Origin of the sequence: Peribacillus sp. NPDC097284, assembly GCF_044761765.1 — a bacterium.
Classification (GTDB): Bacteria; Bacillota; Bacilli; order Bacillales; family DSM-1321; genus Peribacillus.
Window position 1 is genome coordinate 18,582 of sequence record NZ_JBIWCZ010000011.1, and the last position, 17,857, is coordinate 36,438.

Annotated in this window: 17 protein-coding genes and 4 tRNA genes; 20 read left to right on the forward strand and 1 reads right to left on the reverse strand. The window is 41.2% G+C overall.

Features of this window, described 5'->3' with window-relative positions:
* The first annotated feature begins 56 nt into the window (after positions 1–56).
* The 3 genes from noc to ACIQXU_RS16825 all read left to right on the forward strand — a co-directional run bounded on the left by noc (position 57) and on the right by ACIQXU_RS16825 (position 2,770).
* On the forward strand, positions 57–923 hold the full coding sequence (noc, locus tag ACIQXU_RS16815) for a nucleoid occlusion protein (RefSeq protein WP_402869940.1): 867 nt from the start codon (positions 57–59) through the stop codon (positions 921–923).
* Positions 924–1,155: 232 nt separating this feature from the next.
* Entirely contained in the window at positions 1,156–1,917 is a 762-nt protein-coding gene (locus tag ACIQXU_RS16820; RefSeq protein WP_402871289.1) for a ParA family protein, read from the forward strand.
* Positions 1,910–2,770 carry a ParB/RepB/Spo0J family partition protein gene (locus ACIQXU_RS16825; protein ID WP_402869943.1) on the forward strand — a complete coding sequence of 287 codons (861 nt, stop codon included), beginning with the start codon at positions 1,910–1,912 and terminating at the stop codon, positions 2,768–2,770. Before ACIQXU_RS16820 ends, ACIQXU_RS16825 begins: the two co-directional genes overlap by 8 nt.
* A gap of 93 nt (positions 2,771–2,863) precedes the next feature.
* Here ACIQXU_RS16825 and yyaC read toward each other — a convergent pair whose 3' ends face one another.
* Complete coding sequence (gene yyaC, locus ACIQXU_RS16830; RefSeq protein ID WP_402869946.1) at positions 2,864–3,496, reverse strand: spore protease YyaC; 633 nt, start codon at positions 3,494–3,496, stop codon at positions 2,864–2,866.
* Positions 3,497–3,889: 393 nt separating this feature from the next.
* Here yyaC and ACIQXU_RS16835 point away from each other — a divergent pair, with 393 nt between their 5' ends.
* The 17 genes from ACIQXU_RS16835 to yycF all read left to right on the forward strand — a co-directional run bounded on the left by ACIQXU_RS16835 (position 3,890) and on the right by yycF (position 17,852).
* Positions 3,890–4,729, forward strand: a complete 840-nt coding sequence (locus ACIQXU_RS16835) for a mechanosensitive ion channel family protein (protein WP_402869949.1) — start codon at positions 3,890–3,892, stop codon at positions 4,727–4,729.
* A gap of 21 nt (positions 4,730–4,750) precedes the next feature.
* Entirely contained in the window at positions 4,751–4,948 is a 198-nt protein-coding gene (locus ACIQXU_RS16840) for a DUF951 domain-containing protein (RefSeq protein WP_402869952.1), read from the forward strand.
* Between the two features lie 166 nt (positions 4,949–5,114).
* On the forward strand, positions 5,115–6,215 hold the full coding sequence (gene ychF / locus ACIQXU_RS16845) for a redox-regulated ATPase YchF (RefSeq protein ID WP_402869955.1): 1,101 nt from the start codon (positions 5,115–5,117) through the stop codon (positions 6,213–6,215).
* Between the two features lie 172 nt (positions 6,216–6,387).
* The gene (gene rpsF, locus ACIQXU_RS16850; protein ID WP_402869958.1) at positions 6,388–6,672 is read left to right on the forward strand and encodes a 30S ribosomal protein S6; all 285 of its coding nucleotides are present in this window, start codon (positions 6,388–6,390) and stop codon (positions 6,670–6,672) included.
* A 68-nt stretch (positions 6,673–6,740) separates the two neighbouring features.
* Complete coding sequence (ssb, locus tag ACIQXU_RS16855) at positions 6,741–7,271, forward strand: single-stranded DNA-binding protein (protein WP_402869961.1); 531 nt, start codon at positions 6,741–6,743, stop codon at positions 7,269–7,271.
* Positions 7,272–7,316: 45 nt separating this feature from the next.
* Positions 7,317–7,556, forward strand: coding sequence for a 30S ribosomal protein S18 (rpsR, locus tag ACIQXU_RS16860; protein ID WP_053348323.1), 240 nt, complete (start codon positions 7,317–7,319; stop codon positions 7,554–7,556).
* A gap of 335 nt (positions 7,557–7,891) precedes the next feature.
* Positions 7,892–8,833 carry a YybS family protein gene (locus ACIQXU_RS16865; protein ID WP_402991113.1) on the forward strand — a complete coding sequence of 314 codons (942 nt, stop codon included), beginning with the start codon at positions 7,892–7,894 and terminating at the stop codon, positions 8,831–8,833.
* 33 nt (positions 8,834–8,866) lie between these two features.
* Positions 8,867–10,837 (forward strand): DHH family phosphoesterase, encoded by a 1,971-nt coding sequence (locus ACIQXU_RS16870; RefSeq protein ID WP_402991116.1) that lies wholly within the window; start codon positions 8,867–8,869, stop codon positions 10,835–10,837.
* On the forward strand, positions 10,834–11,283 hold the full coding sequence (gene rplI / locus ACIQXU_RS16875; protein ID WP_402869967.1) for a 50S ribosomal protein L9: 450 nt from the start codon (positions 10,834–10,836) through the stop codon (positions 11,281–11,283). The genes ACIQXU_RS16870 and rplI overlap by 4 nt, the downstream gene beginning before the upstream one ends.
* A gap of 156 nt (positions 11,284–11,439) precedes the next feature.
* A complete protein-coding gene (dnaB, locus tag ACIQXU_RS16880) occupies positions 11,440–12,804 on the forward strand; it encodes a replicative DNA helicase (protein WP_402869969.1) in 1,365 nt (454 codons plus the stop codon).
* A 333-nt stretch (positions 12,805–13,137) separates the two neighbouring features.
* The gene (locus ACIQXU_RS16885) at positions 13,138–14,430 is read left to right on the forward strand and encodes an adenylosuccinate synthase (RefSeq protein ID WP_402991119.1); all 1,293 of its coding nucleotides are present in this window, start codon (positions 13,138–13,140) and stop codon (positions 14,428–14,430) included.
* Positions 14,431–14,651: 221 nt separating this feature from the next.
* Positions 14,652–14,727, forward strand: a tRNA-Lys gene (locus tag ACIQXU_RS16890).
* An 8-nt stretch (positions 14,728–14,735) separates the two neighbouring features.
* Positions 14,736–14,807 (forward strand) — tRNA-Glu (locus tag ACIQXU_RS16895).
* 26 nt (positions 14,808–14,833) lie between these two features.
* Positions 14,834–14,909, forward strand: a tRNA-Asp gene (locus ACIQXU_RS16900).
* A 45-nt stretch (positions 14,910–14,954) separates the two neighbouring features.
* Positions 14,955–15,027: transfer RNA gene (locus ACIQXU_RS16905), tRNA-Phe, on the forward strand.
* Between the two features lie 421 nt (positions 15,028–15,448).
* Positions 15,449–16,870, forward strand: coding sequence for a peptidoglycan DD-metalloendopeptidase family protein (locus ACIQXU_RS16910; RefSeq protein WP_402991122.1), 1,422 nt, complete (start codon positions 15,449–15,451; stop codon positions 16,868–16,870).
* A gap of 274 nt (positions 16,871–17,144) precedes the next feature.
* Positions 17,145–17,852, forward strand: a complete 708-nt coding sequence (yycF, locus tag ACIQXU_RS16915; protein WP_402869975.1) for a response regulator YycF — start codon at positions 17,145–17,147, stop codon at positions 17,850–17,852.
* Positions 17,853–17,857 lie beyond the last annotated feature (5 nt).

Below are 17,857 nucleotides of genomic sequence, written 5' to 3' on the forward strand. Positions count from 1 at the left end.
TTGTTCTTTCCATAGAGAATATGTTATTTGGGAGTTTTAAAAGGTGGTGTAGGAAGATGAAGCATCCTTTTTCGCGTTTCTTAAGGTTTGGCGAAAAAGAAGAACAGCAACTTGAGATGGAGGCACCAAGCAATAATAATGAAGAAATAAGGAAAATTTCCATTTCTGATATTGTGCCAAATCGATTTCAACCAAGGACTGTATTTAACGACGATAAAATCTCGGAACTAGCTCAGACGATTCATACACATGGTATCATTCAACCGATTGTAGTTAGGGCATATGGTCAAGGGAAGTATGAAATCATTGCAGGTGAGCGTCGTTTTCGTGCTATGCAAAAGCTTGGTTGGGAGTTGGCACCAGCCATAATTAAAGATTTCACGGATACAGAAACGGCTTCAGTAGCGTTGATAGAGAATCTTCAGCGTGAAGAATTGACACCGATTGAAGAAGCGTTAGCATATGGGAAATTAATTGAGCTCCATAACTTAACGCAGGAAGCACTCGCTCAAAGATTGGGAATTGGCCAATCGACGGTTGCCAATAAACTTCGGTTGTTAAAATTGCCACAGGAAGTCCAAGAAGCACTGCTTCAAAAACAGATTACGGAACGTCATGCCCGTTCGCTGATTCCGTTGAAAAACCCGGAAAATCAAGTCAAGCTGCTTCAAGAAGTCATTGAAAGAGGTTTAAACGTCAAGCAGACGGAAGAGCTGGTTGTCAAGCTTCTTACTGGTACAAAGGATCATTCAAAGCCAAAGCCGAAACGCAAGGCATTTAGTAGGGACATGAGGATTGCGGTTAACACGATTCGCCAATCGCTGACCATGGTAACGGATAATGGCATAAACCTTGATGCAGAAGAAGAGGAATTCGAGGAATATTATCAGTTTACGATAAAAATCCCAAAGAAAAAGTCTTAATCTGGTATCATCCCCCGCTTGGTAGTCATCGATTACCAAGCTTTTTTCTTGTGATTCGCAGTGAAAAAAACGAAATATTCATCTCCAAAAACTGCATTTTTTGACTAATTTAAAAGAATACCGAATTTTTCGTCGAATTTAAGAATTCGAGTTCCTTCATCATTATTCATGATAAAATAGAAGAAATATAGTACGTTTAAGATAGATGAGATTGTTGAAAGCAGGTGAATTCGTGGGGAAGATTCTTGCCATTGCCAATCAAAAGGGCGGTGTTGGAAAAACGACAACTTCGGTCAGCCTCAGTGCTTGCCTTGCATATATAGGAAAGAAAGTCTTGTTGGTCGATATAGACCCTCAGGGTAATGCGACTAGCGGCACTGGTATTGATAAAGCAGATGTGGAACAGTGTATTTATGATGTATTGGTAGATGATGTCGAAGCCAGTACCGTAATCTTGGAAACAAAGGTTGAAAACTTATATGCCATACCTGCCACAATCCAATTAGCGGGTGCGGAAATTGAGTTGGTACCTACCATCTCCAGGGAAATTCGATTGAAGCGTGCATTAGAAGAGGTGCAAAGTCAGTTCGATTATATCGTCATCGATTGTCCACCTTCACTGGGCTTGCTCACACTGAATGCCTTGACGGCAGCCGATGCCGTTTTGATTCCCGTACAATGTGAATATTACGCATTGGAGGGATTGAGCCAGCTGTTGAATACGGTCCGTCTCGTGCAGAAGCATTTAAATCATGATTTAAAGATCGAAGGTGTTTTGCTGACGATGTTGGACGCCAGAACGAATCTAGGTCTTCAAGTGATTGAGGAAGTGAAAAAATACTTTCAGGATAAGGTATATCAAACTATCATTCCCCGAAATGTTCGTCTGAGTGAAGCACCGAGTCATGGGGAACCGATTATCATTTACGATCCGAAATCACGCGGTGCGGAGGTCTATCTACAATTGGCAAAGGAAGTGGTCTCAAATGGCTAAAGGACTTGGAAAGGGACTCGACGCACTCTTTCCTAATGTGGAAGTCAGCAAGGATGAAACTGTTCAGGAAATAAAATTGAGGGAATTAAGGCCCAATCCCCATCAGCCGCGAAAAAACTTCCGCCCCGAAGCGATTGAAGAACTTAAGCAGTCAATTTTGGAGCATGGGATCCTTCAACCGATTATTGCCCGGAAAAGTATTAGAGGATTTGAAATTGTAGCTGGAGAAAGACGATGCCGTGCGGCTAAGGAAGCCGGTTTAAAAACGGTTCCTGTCGTTGTCAGGGAGTTAAATGAACAGCAGATGATGGAACTGGCGATATTGGAAAACCTACAGAGGGAAGATTTGAATCCGATTGAGGAAGCGGCAGCTTATCAAACGTTGCTCGAAAAGTTAAATTTCACTCAAGAGCAATTAGCACACCGTCTCGGAAAAAGCCGGCCTCACATAGCTAACTATGTCCGCTTGCTCTCTTTGCCTGAAGAGATCAGGAACTATATATCAGAGGGCACGATCTCCATGGGGCATGGGCGTGCATTGCTAGGATTAAAGAAAAAAGAGCTGCTTAAGTCTGTCATAGATAAAATCCTCAAAGAAACGATGAACGTTCGGCAGCTGGAGAATTATATCCATCAGTTGAATGATACTGTTTCACGTGAAACGAAGAATGCCAAACAACCAAAAAAAGATATATTCATCAAACAAAGAGAGTCCATACTACGGGAGAAACTTGGGACCAGCGTGACCATAAAACAAAGCAAGAAAAAAGGGAAGATAGAAATAGAATTCTTTTCAAAAGAAGATTTAGATAGAATACTAGACTTAATCGACCAAGAAAACATCTCCTCATAGGAACCATGGACTCTAATGTTTCTTGTCCCACTATGTATGCATAAAAAATAAAGGAAGGGATGTCCCTTCCTTTATTTTTTATAAGTATCATTATTAAAGTGTTTTTTCCTTTTTGAATGACCAGGTAAATGGGGTGATGGATGGCTTGGCAGGATAATGTCGTTGTGCTTCATGAATGCCCTCGGCTATAGTTTTGGCCATTTTTAAAACCAGGTTAAGCCGTGTGTTCTGTAGGACCATGAATTCCATGAACCCACTGACATTCACGATGCCTGTAATATGGGCATGCCCAACGGCTGGTAGGTCTTTATTGACACCCGCACCAGGTTTCACTGGTCCTTTACCGAGTTGGACAATCCCCACGCTCTTTAGTTTACCTAAGCAGGCATCTATGCCAACGATAAATGCATTCACATGGACTTTTTTGATTTCATCTAACTTTTCCTGCAGGTTCATCGCATGTATAGGGTTATCGAGTGTCCCATACACATGGAATGAAGAAGCACCTAGTTCGGATTTTTCTTGAAGTAGGGTACCTACAAGTGGACCGAGGGAATCACCAGTAGAACGATCTGTGCCAATGCAGACAAAAACGATAGGCTGAAGCTTTCCTGAAGGCAAGAGATTGAGTAATTCCTGGGAAATTTGATTGGTTGCGTCCGCATCTTCATGCAGGATACGACTTAATCTAGTTTTGTTATTAAATAGATTAGAATTAAGATTCATCGGCTCCACTCCTTTACTTTGTTTTGTGTTAACAGTATACGGTTGAAAAGGAAAAAATATACGGGATATAGGTTAAATTGAGGGGGGAATTAATTATTAAGAACAGCTAATTGGCTGAAGGGCAAATGTGAATCTGTCCTTTCCTCTACCTCGTTGCTAGTTGCATAGCGATTTATAGTAAAAAGATTTATGTTTTGAAATGGAAAAAAATTTCTAATTTCTTTACTATATACCCATGTTATTTTTATACAGAAACCTTTAATTTAATGATATTACAAACAAAACTTCTCCTATACTGGATTACATCCTCGGCCGTAGGGTAGAAAGAATAAGTTCAACAGGAAAAACGGTGGGCCCTTTAGTAATTTGCAAAAGATAGAGTAGGAGGAAAGCATGGAAAACGCTACATATAGTAAAATTACAGAAGAAATTTTGGATGAAAAAGTATGGCTGATGTTAGGTGAGGGGATTATTAAAATCTTCCTTGTTCTCCTCTTATCGCGTATTATTATAAGAATAGGAAAGACGGTACTAAATAAATTTTTTCTGGTCCGAACCAGAACCCCCCTCCGTGTCTCGGAGCGGAGAGAAACGACGCTCATTAAGTTACTCGAGAACGTCATTACATATGTTGTGAATTTCATATCCTTGATTATGATCCTTGAAATTTGCGGACTCGATGTGAAGGCTTTACTTGCTGGGGCTGGAATTATTGGACTCGCAGTAGGGTTTGGAGCCCAAAGTTTGGTCAAGGATATTATTACAGGATTCTTCGTCATTTTCGAGGATCATTTCTCTGTCGGTGATTATATTAAAATCAATACTTTTGAGGGTGAAGTCCTTGAAATTGGGCTACGCACAACCAAGATTAAGAGTAGTAAAGGGGAATTGCATCTCATACCGAATGGGAGCATCACGCAAGTAACAAACTACTCCATATTGAACAGTAAGGCTGTGGTGGATGTGACGATCCCTCATGACGGATCCGTTGAACTTGCTGAAAAGGTATTAATCCGACACTTAGGTGGTTTAGCGAAAAAATATGATGATTTAGTCAGAAACCCTGAGTTACTGGGAATCGAGACAATTACTCCAGAAGAAATCGTATTGCGTGTGACGGCTGAAACAAAGCCAATGCGCCATTCTGAAATGAGTAGGATATTGAGGAAAGAAATCAGTACTGCCCTTGAAGAAAGTGGAATCCAATCTACTTACAAAGGCAGTGAGTCATAAAAGCTGGGGGGCCACATGTTTATGGAAGAAAAAGAATTTGCATTGAATGATGTTGTCGAAATGAAAAAGCCACACCCATGTGGAATCAATAAGTGGAAAATCATCCGATTGGGCATGGATATCCGGATTAAATGTGAAGGTTGTGGACACAGCGTAATGTTGCCCCGGCGTGAGTTTTCCAAGAAAATGAAAAAAGTTTTACTAAAGCATGAGGAGTGATCATGCTTTTTCCATGTATAGATGGCATTTCTGTCTCTCAATGATTTACTTGTCTTTTCAGGAAGTGAAATCTATAATTGGGAAAGGTTTAGGTATTGGGTGTATCTTTAGTAATGATTTATCTAGTAACACTATGAACGAATTATCTTGAAGGAGTGAAATATAAATGGCTTTAACAGCTGGTATAGTCGGTTTGCCTAACGTAGGTAAATCCACTTTGTTTAATGCAATTACTCAGGCAGGTGCGGAATCGGCGAATTACCCTTTCTGTACAATCGACCCAAACGTCGGAATTGTAGAAGTACCCGATTATCGTCTGCAAAAATTGACTGAACTGGTCCAACCGAAAAAAACCGTGCCAACAGCATTTGAGTTTACAGATATTGCTGGGATTGTAAAGGGAGCGAGTAAAGGGGAAGGTCTAGGCAATAAATTCCTATCCCATATCCGCCAAGTAGATGCGATTTGTCAGGTTGTTCGTTGCTTCGCTGATGATAACATCACTCACGTTTCAGGAAAAGTAAATCCGATTGATGATATCGAAGTCATCAATCTTGAATTGATTCTTGCTGACCTTGAATCTGTGGACAAGCGCATCGATCGTGTTGGAAAGATGGCTAAACAAAAAGATAAGGGTGCCGTGGCCGAACATGAGATTCTTGTTGCATTGAAAGAAGCTTTAGAAGCTGAAAAGCCTGCCCGCTCAGTCGAATTCACTGAGGAACAGTTGAAAATCGTGAAAGGCATGCACCTCCTAACAGCGAAACCAATGCTTTACGTGGCAAATGTAAGTGAGGATGAAGTGGCAAATGCGACTGATAATGAGTTCGTGCAACAAGTCCGGGAATACGCCGCGACGGAAAATGCAGAAGTTATCGTAATTTGCGCCAAAATCGAAGAGGAAATAGCCGAGCTTGAAGGTGAAGAAAAGGAAATGTTCTTATCTGAGCTAGGCATCGAAGAGTCAGGTCTTGATAAATTGATCCGTGCTTCATACAATCTATTAGGGCTGGCCACTTACTTTACGGCTGGAGTGCAGGAAGTGCGTGCCTGGACGTTCCGTAAAGGTATGAAGGCTCCTCAATGTGCGGGTGTCATCCATACAGACTTCGAACGTGGCTTCATTCGTGCCGAAGTCGTCGCTTATGATGATTTGCTAGAAGCAGGTAGCCATAGTGCAGCAAAAGAAGCAGGAAAAGTACGACTAGAAGGTAAAGAATATATAGTGAACGACGGAGACGTTGTCCACTTCCGCTTTAACGTATAATATAAAAGGACTCCGCAGATTCATTCTGCGGAGTCTCTTTATACTATAGGAAGATACATTCGACACTCGTTGCAAACCTAGTTTAACTATGCTATAATTTATTCTTGTGAGTAATTATAAAAAATTGCTCCTTGCCCAAATGGGCCGCTTAGACCAAAAGGAGGTGACAGTGATGAGAAAATACGAAATTATGTATATCATCCGTCCAAACATTGAGGAAGAAGCTAAAAAAGCTTTAGTTGAACGTTTCAACACAATCCTTACTGATAATGGTGCGGAAGTAGAAGCAAAAGAATGGGGTAAACGCCGTCTTGCATACGAAATCAATGATTTCCGTGATGGTTACTACATGCTTCTTAAAGTTAACGCTGAAAGTGCTGCGATCCAAGAATTCGATCGTCTTGCTAAAATCAGTGAAGACATTATCCGTCATATGGCTACTAGAGAAGACGTTTAATTCAATATTTAATATAAATTCTAATCTAGCTTCTTGTAAGCAAGGTTGAAAACTAGGGGTTGATTCTGATGATGAATCGCGTAGTTTTGGTAGGACGCTTAACTAAAGATCCTGAATTACGATATACACCTAATGGAGTTGCAGTGGCTACCTTTACTTTAGCAGTGAATCGTACTTTTACGAATGCACAAGGTGAACGTGAAGCGGACTTCATTAATTGTGTAGTTTGGCGTAAACCGGCAGAAAATGTGGCTAACTTCTTGAAAAAAGGTAGTTTAGCTGGCGTGGATGGACGTGTCCAAACGCGTAATTATGAAGGACAAGACGGCAAACGCGTGTATGTGACGGAGATTCTGGCTGAGAGTGTTCAGTTCCTTGAACCACGAAGCAGTTCAGCGGGTGAAAGAAATGATGGCGGTTCTTACGGTGGCGGTCAAAAAAGCTATAACAACAATAATGGCGGCAATGATCAAAATTCGTATGGACAAAATCCTAATCAGAATCAACGGAGTAACAACAACTACACTCGTGTAGACGATGATCCATTTGCAAATGACGGTAAAACCATCGACATTTCAGATGACGATCTTCCGTTTTAAACAGCTGTTTAAAACGAAAATCCTAAAGCAGGGAGGGAAATTATTATGGCAATGGGTGGACGTAAAGGACGCGGTAAGCGTAAAAAGGTTTGTTATTTCACATCAAACGGTATCACTAAAATTGATTACAAAGATACAGACCTTCTTAAAAAATTCGTCTCAGAACGCGGTAAAATCTTACCACGTCGTGTGACTGGCACTAGCGCTAAATATCAACGTAAATTAACGATTGCTATTAAACGCTCACGTACTATGGCATTACTTCCATACGTATCAGGTGAATAATAACAACGGAGCGCATTGAGGAGAAATCCTTGATGTGCTTTTTTGTATATTTGCCCAAATGGTCCTTTTTCATTTAAAAAAACGATGCGAGCCCCAACTTCCTTCATCTTCGTTCTACAGTTTCTACGTGATTTGCTCCGTTTTAGCTAGTTATTGTATTTAAAATTCGTGATCGGCCTGTTTTGCAAAAAAATTTTAACTAACAATGCAGAGAACTCCTATTTTTAAAGCTGATTTATCTGAAAAAAAGAATGGGAAGTTTGAAATATCCTGGGCTTAACGGATACAATATGTAGAGAAAGATACTTCATGATTTTATGATAGGGGGGATTCGGTTGAATAGTGGTAGAAAAATCGCTGAGGGCGGTGCTCTTTTAGCGTTATATTGTATATTATTACTCATTACAATATATATTCCTTTGTTGGGATTTATAACTTTTTTCTTTTTGCCGATTCCTTTCATTCTGGTGACCAGTAAGCAAAAGCTTTCGTGGTCAGTTGGATTTTTGTTTGTTGGATCGTTATTAACCATTTTAATCGGTAGCGTCTTATCCTTGCCAATGACCTTGCTAATGGGGGCGACGGGCATTGTGATTGGTTCCTTCCTGAAAAGGGATAAACCGATGACCCCTATGTTCATCAGTGCTGTCCTTACGTTCCTAGGTGGGATATTAGTGACCTATGCTGCCACAGTAGTGTTATTTGGAGTGAATTACATAGAAGAAACCATGACGGTAATGGAGGAATCCATTGATTCTTCTGCGAAAATCATGGAATCATTTGGTCAGGCCCCAACTGAAAAGATAATCCAAGGCATGCACGACTCAATAAGTACCTTGACTACGCTGATTCCGAGCTTGCTCGTGATTACATCTATCATCATGGTATTATTGATATTCTTAGCGGCCCACCCCACACTTAAAAGGTTCAGTGATAAATCCCTGAATTGGCCTCGTTTCCAAGATCTTCGCCTTCCAAAAAGCCTTTTATGGTATTATTTAATTACAATGCTTTTGGCTCTTTTTGTGAATATGGACAACAAAGATTTTGTATATATGGCGATAACGAACCTATTTTTCATTCTTCAATTTTTCATCATGATTCAAGGCTACTCACTCATATTTTATTTCAGCGATGTCAAGGGCTGGGCTAAGGCTATACCCGTTTTGATAGTGGTTGCCTCATTGTTGCTGCCGATATTCGCAATCCTCATCCGTTTTTTAGGTATAATAGATTTAGGATTCCCTTTTCGGGAGACGATCAAGAAAAAGGAATAGTCTGTTAAACAGATGCTTTTAGGAGCTGAAAATATGCCATCTTATTTAAAGGATTATTCGGTTAAGGCCCTGCTATACGGGTTGCTCGTTGCAGGATTGATATTTTTGGGCGTACTGGCTTACTATAATTGGGTTATTGCACTAATTGGATTGTTGATTCAAGCCGGTTTGTTTTATTTAATATTGAAAATGGAAAAAAGAAAACAAATTAAGACTGAAGAGTACATCACGACGTTATCCTACCGGTTAAAAAAGGTGGGAGAGGAAGCCTTATTGGAAATGCCGATCGGAATCATGCTCTTTAATGATGATTTTTATATTGAGTGGACCAATCCATTCCTCGCCTCATGCTTTAGTGAAGACTCACTGGCAGGAAGGTCTCTTTATGATATGGCGGATTCACTTGTCCCGCTCATTAAGCAGGAGATTGAAACAGAGACCATTACGCTTTATGACCGGAAATTCAAAGTGGTCCATAAACGCGAGGAACGCCTTCTTTACTTTTTCGATGTAACGGAGCAAGTGGAAATCGAAAAACAATATGAAGAAGAGAGAACGGCCATTGCGATTATTTTGCTGGATAATTACGATGATTTGACGCAGGGAATGGAAGACCAACGTAAAAGTAGTATAAATAGCTTGGTTACCTCGTTGCTGGATAAGTGGGCAAGGGATAATGGGGTATTTTTCAAGAGGGTTTCTTCTGAACGGTTTATTGCGGTCTTTAATGAACATATCCTGCAGCAGCTGGAAAATGATAAATTTTCAATCCTGGATGAAATCAGGGAAACGACCGCTAAACAGAATGTCCCTTTGACGCTTAGCATTGGAGTGGGATCTGCTGTTTCCTCCCTTCCAGAGCTGGGGACGCTTGCTCAATCTAGCCTCGATCTGGCCCTGGGCCGCGGTGGGGACCAAGTAGCGATTAAACAGGCAAGCGGGAAAGTGAAATTCTATGGCGGTAAAACCAACCCTATGGAAAAGCGTACGAGGGTGCGTGCACGCGTCATTTCTCATGCCTTAAAGGATATCGTCCTAGATAGCGATAAAGTCATTGTCATGGGCCATAAAAATCCCGATATGGATGCCATAGGTTCTGCTATAGGCATTTTGAAAGTGGCACAGATGAATGAACGTGAAGGGTATATAGTAATCAATACAAACGAGCTAGACAGTAGCGTCTTGCGTTTGATGGAAGAAATCAAAAATAAAGAGGATTTATATGGGCGATTTATAAGCCCTGACGATGCACTCGAGATGGTCACGGACGAGACGCTACTCGTCGTCGTCGATACCCACAAGCCTACAATGGTGATAGAAGAAAGATTATTGAATCGGATTGATAAGGTGGTCGTCATTGATCACCATCGTCGTGGCGAGGAATTCATCAAAAACTCCCTGCTTGTCTATATGGAGCCCTATGCATCTTCGACAGCTGAGCTGGTGACGGAGCTACTTGAATATCAGCCAAAACGCAGTAAAATTGATATGCTGGAGTCGACGGCGCTACTTGCTGGGATCATTGTCGATACGAAAAGTTTCACTTTAAGAACCGGTTCACGTACCTTCGATGCAGCTTCTTATTTAAGGGCCCACGGAGCGGACACGGTACTGGTACAGAAATTCCTTAGGGAAGATGTGGACACGTATATCAAGCGATCCAATTTAATTAAAGAAGTTGCGTTTTATAAAAAGGGTCTTGCGATTGCTTCCGCAAAATCCGAACAGACCCATAATCAGGTCCTGATCGCCCAGGCCGCTGATACGCTTCTGATGATGGATGGTGTTACCGCTTCCTTCGTTGTGGCTAAACGGTCTGAGGATACAGTTGGCATAAGTGCCCGTTCCCTAGGTGATGTCAACGTACAGGTTATCATGGAAACATTGAATGGCGGCGGTCATTTAACGAATGCCGCCACACAGATGGTCTGCTCCATTGAAGAAGCGGAGAGCCAGTTGAAAGCAGCAATTGATGAATATTTAGAAGGAGGACGAAAAGAATGAAAGTTATATTTTTAAAAGACGTTAAAGGTAAAGGGAAAAAAGGGGAAGTCAAAAACGTTGCGGATGGGTATGCCCATAACTTCCTGATTAAGCAAGGATTGGCAATCGAGGCGAATAACTCCAATGTAAAAACATTGGAAGCTCAGAAAAACAAAGAAGATTCCCTGGCTGCCGAAGAACTTCAGCATGCAAAAGACTTGCAGGTGGAAATTGAAAAATTGACTGTCGAATTATCCGCTAAAGCCGGTGAAGGCGGGCGTTTATTCGGTTCTATTACGACGAAGCAAATAGCTTCAGAACTTCAGAAAAAGCATGGTATTAAAATCGATAAACGTAAAATGGAGCTTGCCGAAGGAATTCGCTCATTGGGGCATACGAAGGTTCCTGTGAAGCTACATCCAGAGGTTACAGCGACTTTAACTGTGCAAGTGAAAGAAATTAACTAATTTTAGTGGTTTCATATCTGAAAAAAATTGATAGAATAGAGAGAGACGAAAAAAATGTGATTGGGCTATGTTGTCCTGTCACTTTTTTTCTTTTTCAACTAAATCTACGAATTAATTAATGAAAATATATCCTCTTAGATTGGGAGGTTTTAAGATATGATAGAGCAATTTCAGGATAGAATTCCCCCTCAAAACATAGAAGCGGAACAAGCGGTGCTAGGAGCCATCTTCTTGGAGCCATCTTCGCTGACCGTTACTTCGGAATTGTTGATTCCAGAGGATTTTTATAGAAGTTCGCATCAAAAAATCTTTAACGTCATGATCAAGTTGAATGACGAAGGTAAAGCCGTTGACTTGATTACGGTAACGGAAGAACTTTCCGCCACGAAGAATCTTGAAGAAGTGGGCGGAGTGTCTTATTTAAGCGAACTGGCTGGATCGGTCCCTACTGCAGCCAATATCGAATATTATGCCCGAATCGTGGAAGAAAAGTCATTGCTCCGTCGTTTGATCAGGACAGCAACGAACATCGCCCAGGAAGGCTATAGCCGTGAGGATGAAGTCGAGGAGCTGCTCGGGGAAGCGGAAAAGACGATCATGGAAGTGGCACAGCGTAAAAACGCCGGCTCATTTCAAAATATTAAGGACGTTTTGGTTCGAACCTATGATAACATCGAGATCCTGACCAACCGCAAAGGGGATGTAACTGGAATCCCGACGGGTTTTGCTGAACTGGACAGAATGACGGCGGGATTCCAGCGGAATGACCTCATCATTGTTGGAGCCCGTCCTTCTGTTGGTAAAACGGCTTTCGCTTTGAACATTGCCCAAAATGTCGCAACCAAAACGGATGAAAACGTCGCGATTTTCAGTCTGGAGATGGGTTCCGAACAGCTCGTCATGCGTATGCTTTGTGCCGAAGGAAATATCAATGCTCAAAATTTAAGGACTGGTGCCTTAACAGATGAAGACTGGCGCAAGCTGACTATGGCAATGGGAAGTTTGTCGAATGCCGGTATCTATATTGATGACACCCCAGGAGTCCGTATTGGGGAAATCCGCTCTAAAAGCCGTCGTTTGAAGCAGGAACATGGTCTTGGGATGATATTGATCGACTATCTACAATTGATTCAAGGAGATGGTCGTTCAGGCGATAACCGACAGCAGGAAGTATCGGAAATTTCCCGTTCACTGAAGGCCCTGGCCCGTGAACTTCAAGTGCCTGTCATTGCCCTTTCCCAATTATCCCGTGGAGTGGAACAACGGCAGGATAAACGTCCGATGATGTCGGATATTAGGGAATCAGGAAGTATAGAGCAGGATGCCGACATCGTAGCATTCCTGTACCGTGATGATTATTATGATAAAGAGTCCGAGAATAAAAATATCATTGAGATTATCATTGCAAAACAAAGGAATGGCCCAGTTGGCACGGTTTCACTGGCATTCGTCAAAGAGTACAATAAATTCGTGAACCTCGAACGGCGATTCGATGATGATTCGATGTCTCCAGGAGCCTAATTGACTTTCTATATTTGGAACAAAGCCCACTATCTCTGGTGGGCTTTTTTTACAATAAGGTGAAAGTTTAAAGGAGTTTGGGCAAAGAATAAGGAGAACCGCCAGGGGAGAAAGTGAATCCTTGCTAAAGTTGCACGGATTCCTTATTTGGGGATGAAAAAGTGTATAAGTAAAGTATGAAAGTCACTTAATAACGAACAAATTTATTATTAATTTATGTAATGTTCGTATTTTATGTTGACTTCCCTTTGGGATTATTGATAAAATAGGTTTGTTTGATAAGAACCGGTTAAGAATCGGTATTACGTGAACCTTTGGAGGTGCTTTTTTCAGATGTCATCAGTTGTAGTAGTTGGTACACAATGGGGAGACGAAGGTAAAGGTAAGATAACGGACTTTTTATCCCAGAATGCAGAAGCCATAGCTCGTTACCAAGGTGGTAATAATGCAGGACATACGATTAAATTTAACGGAGTAACATATAAACTGCATTTAATTCCTTCTGGAATTTTTTATAGTGATAAGATTTGTGTCATCGGGAACGGAATGGTAGTCGATCCGAAAGCACTTGTAGAAGAGCTTGCTTATTTACATAGTCATGGTGTAAGCACGGATAATCTTCGCATCTCGAACCGTGCTCATGTCATCCTTCCTTACCATATTAAATTGGATGAAGTGGAAGAAGATCGCAAGGGTGCAAATAAAATTGGAACGACGAAAAAAGGAATCGGCCCTGCTTACATGGATAAAGCCGCTCGTAATGGTATCCGTATGGCAGATCTTTTGGACCGTGAAATTTTCGAGGAAAAACTGAATCAAAATCTTGTGGAGAAAAACCGCATGTTTGAACGTTTTTACGAAACGGAAGGTTTTAAAATCGAGGATATTCTTGAAGAATATTATGAGTACGGACAACAAGTGCAAAAGTATGTTTGTGATACTTCCGTTGTATTGAATGATGCACTTGATGAAGGGAAACGCGTCTTGTTTGAAGGGGCTCAAGGAGTCATGCTTGATATCGATCAAGGAACATATCCTTTCGTTACTTCCTCGAATCCAGTCGCAGGTGGCGTAACAATTGGTTCAGGTGTTGGACCAACGAAAATCAACCATGTTGTCGGTGTGTGTAAAGCTTATACAAGCCGTGTTGGCGATGGTCCTTTCCCGACAGAACTACAAGACGAAATTGGCAATCAAATCCGTGAAGTTGGACGTGAGTACGGAACAACTACGGGTAGACCACGTCGTGTCGGTTGGTTTGATGCCGTAGTCGTTCGCCATGCCCGTCGTGTAAGTGGAATAACTGATTTATCGTTAAATTCCATTGACGTGCTTTCAGGACTTGAAACGGTGAAAATTTGTGTAGCTTATGATTTTAAAGGTGAAATCATTCATGAAGTGCCGGCTACTTTGAAAGCAATCGGAGAATGTAAGCCCGTTTATGAAGAGCTACCAGGTTGGTCAGAAGACATCACAGGATGCAAATCATTGGATGAATTACCTGCTAACGCCCGTCACTATGTGGAGCGCGTATCTCAATTAGTAGGCATTCCGTTGACTACATTCTCCGTCGGTCCTGACCGCAATCAAACAAACATCGTAAGAAGCCCTTGGCGTTTAGCATAAGAGGTATAAAGAAGTCGACTAAGTGCGGCTTCTTTTTTTACTTAGTTGGTAAAAAAAGACCTGTTTAATTGGAGTTAGATATATATAAAAATATATGAATTTAAATTTATTTTAAAATACTATTGCACAAACCATAAATACTATGATAATATAAAAAGCGTCGTCACAGTAGAACAACGTTAAGCGACATTGCAAGACATACGGATTACATTCATTAGTACGAGCCATTAGCTCAGTTGGTAGAGCATCTGACTTTTAATCAGAGGGTCGAAGGTTCGAATCCTTCATGGCTCACCATTTTTATCGGCCCATTGGTCAAGCGGTTAAGACACCGCCCTTTCACGGCGGTAACACGGGTTCGAATCCCGTATGGGTCACTTTTCTTCTTAATTATATGTTTGATGGTCCCGTGGTGTAGCGGTTAACATGCCTGCCTGTCACGCAGGAGATCGCGGGTTCGATTCCCGTCGGGACCGCCATTTTATTTTTTACATGATTCTTTCATAATGAAAAATGGAATATTTGGCTCAGTAGCTCAGTCGGTAGAGCAAAGGACTGAAAATCCTTGTGTCGGCGGTTCGATTCCGTCCTGAGCCATTCTTTTGTAAAGTGCCCTAGGGCGCTTTTTTTGTTTGCTTTAAAATTAAACTGTCTTAGCCCTTTAAAGGAAATCTCTTTGATGGCACTTCTGTTAAGTGTTTGTTATTAGATTGTAACAATGTTAATGCCACCCTTAGTAACCATCGACTCGTCACCCCAACCAGGACCTACTTTCCACGTGGAAACCATACCTTCGCTGCTCTTTTGCAAAAAGAGCGATTTGGCACTTGTTGTCACTATTTATACATTTATATTACAATACGAAGTCTATTTCTTGATTTTTTTTTCATTATGGTAAAGTTATGAGTGGAAAAAAAGAAATTAATCATGTGTATATAAATTTTGAAAACAAGGTAATTTATCTTAATTTTTTGATTAGTTTCTTAAGGGGCCCACGGGCCGTTAAGGGGGACAATAAATGTTCAGCTCAAAAGGCAAAGGAAGTTTCCTGTTGATGGTTTCCATCATCTTATTGCTTGCAGGGAATCGTGCTACGGCTGCGGAAATTCAAAAAATCTCCTCCATTCAGCATGTATATGTTGATGACGAGTTCATTGGCAGCGTGAGTGATGAATCCGAAATAGAAAAAATGATACTAGCTAAAATAGTCGAAGCAGAGGCGGATTATCCCGAATACACATTCGATAAGGAAGCACAGATGACATATGTGCAAGAGAATGTATTTAATGCAGAAATAGATGATGAAGAAACCTTAAAGGTACTCGAGGAAGAGTTTGCTGTAAAAGCGGAGGCTTATGAAATCGCCATTGATAATCAAGTAGTTGCTTACGTTCCCTCCAAGGAGGATGCACAGGAGGTTTTAAAAGAGATTCACCTATTATATATAGATGAGGGTGAATTGGCCGAATATGAAGAGAGTCAGGAAGCTGGAGTTTTAAATCAGCCCATGGCTCTATACGAGCAAGGAAGCAGGATACTGTCCATTGAATACTCAAAGCCGATCTCCTGGAAGGAAACGATTATGGAACCGGATAAGCTCATGACTGTGAAGGATGCCATTTCCTTGATAGAAAAAGGAAAGATGGAAAAAGTCATCTATGAGGCAACTGGAGATGAAGAACTTGAGGAGATTGCCGATCAGTATGATATGTCCCTAGGACAGCTTTTACAGCTTAATTCAGAACTAGAAGAGGGCAAGAGGCTTCATAAAGGGCAAAAGGTCCGTGTGACGGAGGTAGCTCCTTTTGTGAATGTGCTGGTAGAAAGAGAAGTATTGAAAGAAACTGAAATTCCTTTCGAGAGAAAAGTAATAAAGGATAAGAACCTATTGAAGGAAGAATCTGTCGTTGAGCAAGAAGGACAGGAAGGCGTTCAGGCATTCACGTATAAACTCACTGAAACAAACGGTGAGCTCTTAAGTGAAACGATCGTGAAAAAGGAAATTACCGCGGCAACACAAAATGAGATAACTAGAAAAGGCACGAAAATCATTCCTTCAGAAGGGAGCGGAACCTTTGCATGGCCTGCTGATGGGGGCTATATTTCAAGCAAACAAGGACATCGTTGGGGCAAGCTTCATAAGGGAATAGATATTGCTAGGCCAACCACCAGAACTATTACGGCAGCTGATCATGGCACTGTTGAGTTTGCCGGTAACGCCGGGGGTTATGGTAATAAGGTGACCATCAACCATAACAATGGGTACAAGACGGATTATGCTCACTTAGAATCAATAGACATCGAAGCAGGACAGAAGATTGAAAAAGGAATGCCTATTGGTAGAATGGGCTCGACAGGCAACTCCACTGGCGTTCACCTTCATTTTGAAATCTATAAAAATGGTGTTCTCGCAAACCCGTTAGATTATATAAGCCAATAGAAGTCTTCGAGACATTTTTCGAAGACTTCTTCTGCTATCTTCATAGATGAGAATAATAGGTAAAAGATGATTTAATGCCTGTAAAATGATAAAGTAGAAGAGGTACAATGTGCTCGATTTAGGTGTTTTGACCGTTTTTTAGGGAATATATAGTGTGAGGATTTGCATTACTAGTACGAAGGTCAGTATGAACATCAGGACAATACGAATAAACGTCCCGGATAAGGACATGTTTTTTATAGAGTAAAGTTATGCTTTAAAAGGAGATAGGTAGATGGATAAGAAAATTCTAGTAGTGGACGATGAAAAGCCGATTGCAGATATTTTACAATTCAATTTAAAAAAGGAAGGGTACGATGTTTCCTGTGCATATGATGGCAATGAAGCTCTAAAAATGGTGGAAGAGCTTCAACCTGATTTGATTTTACTCGATATCATGCTTCCACAGCGTGATGGGATGGAAGTTTGCAGAGAAGTAAGAAAGAAATATGAAACGCCAATCATCATGTTAACAGCAAAAGATTCGGAAATCGATAAAGTCTTAGGATTAGAGCTTGGTGCGGACGATTATGTGACGAAGCCGTTTAGTACCCGGGAAATAATTGCTCGGGTAAAGGCAAACTTAAGACGTCAACAAGCCGTTCCGGTGCCAGATCAAGAAAATGAGCCAAAAGAAATTACAATAGGCAATCTTACCATCCATCCTGATGCATATGTCGTGTCTAAGCGTGGAGAGACGATCGAGTTAACGCACCGAGAATTCGAGCTGCTTCATTATTTAGCTAAACATATTGGCCAGGTCATGACAAGGGAGCACTTATTGCAAACTGTGTGGGGATATGATTACTTTGGCGATGTCCGAACTGTCGATGTAACCGTTAGACGCCTCCGTGAAAAGATTGAGGATAACCCAAGTCACCCAGGTTGGATCGTAACTAGACGAGGGGTCGGTTATTACCTGCGTAACCCTGAACAGGAGTAATATCT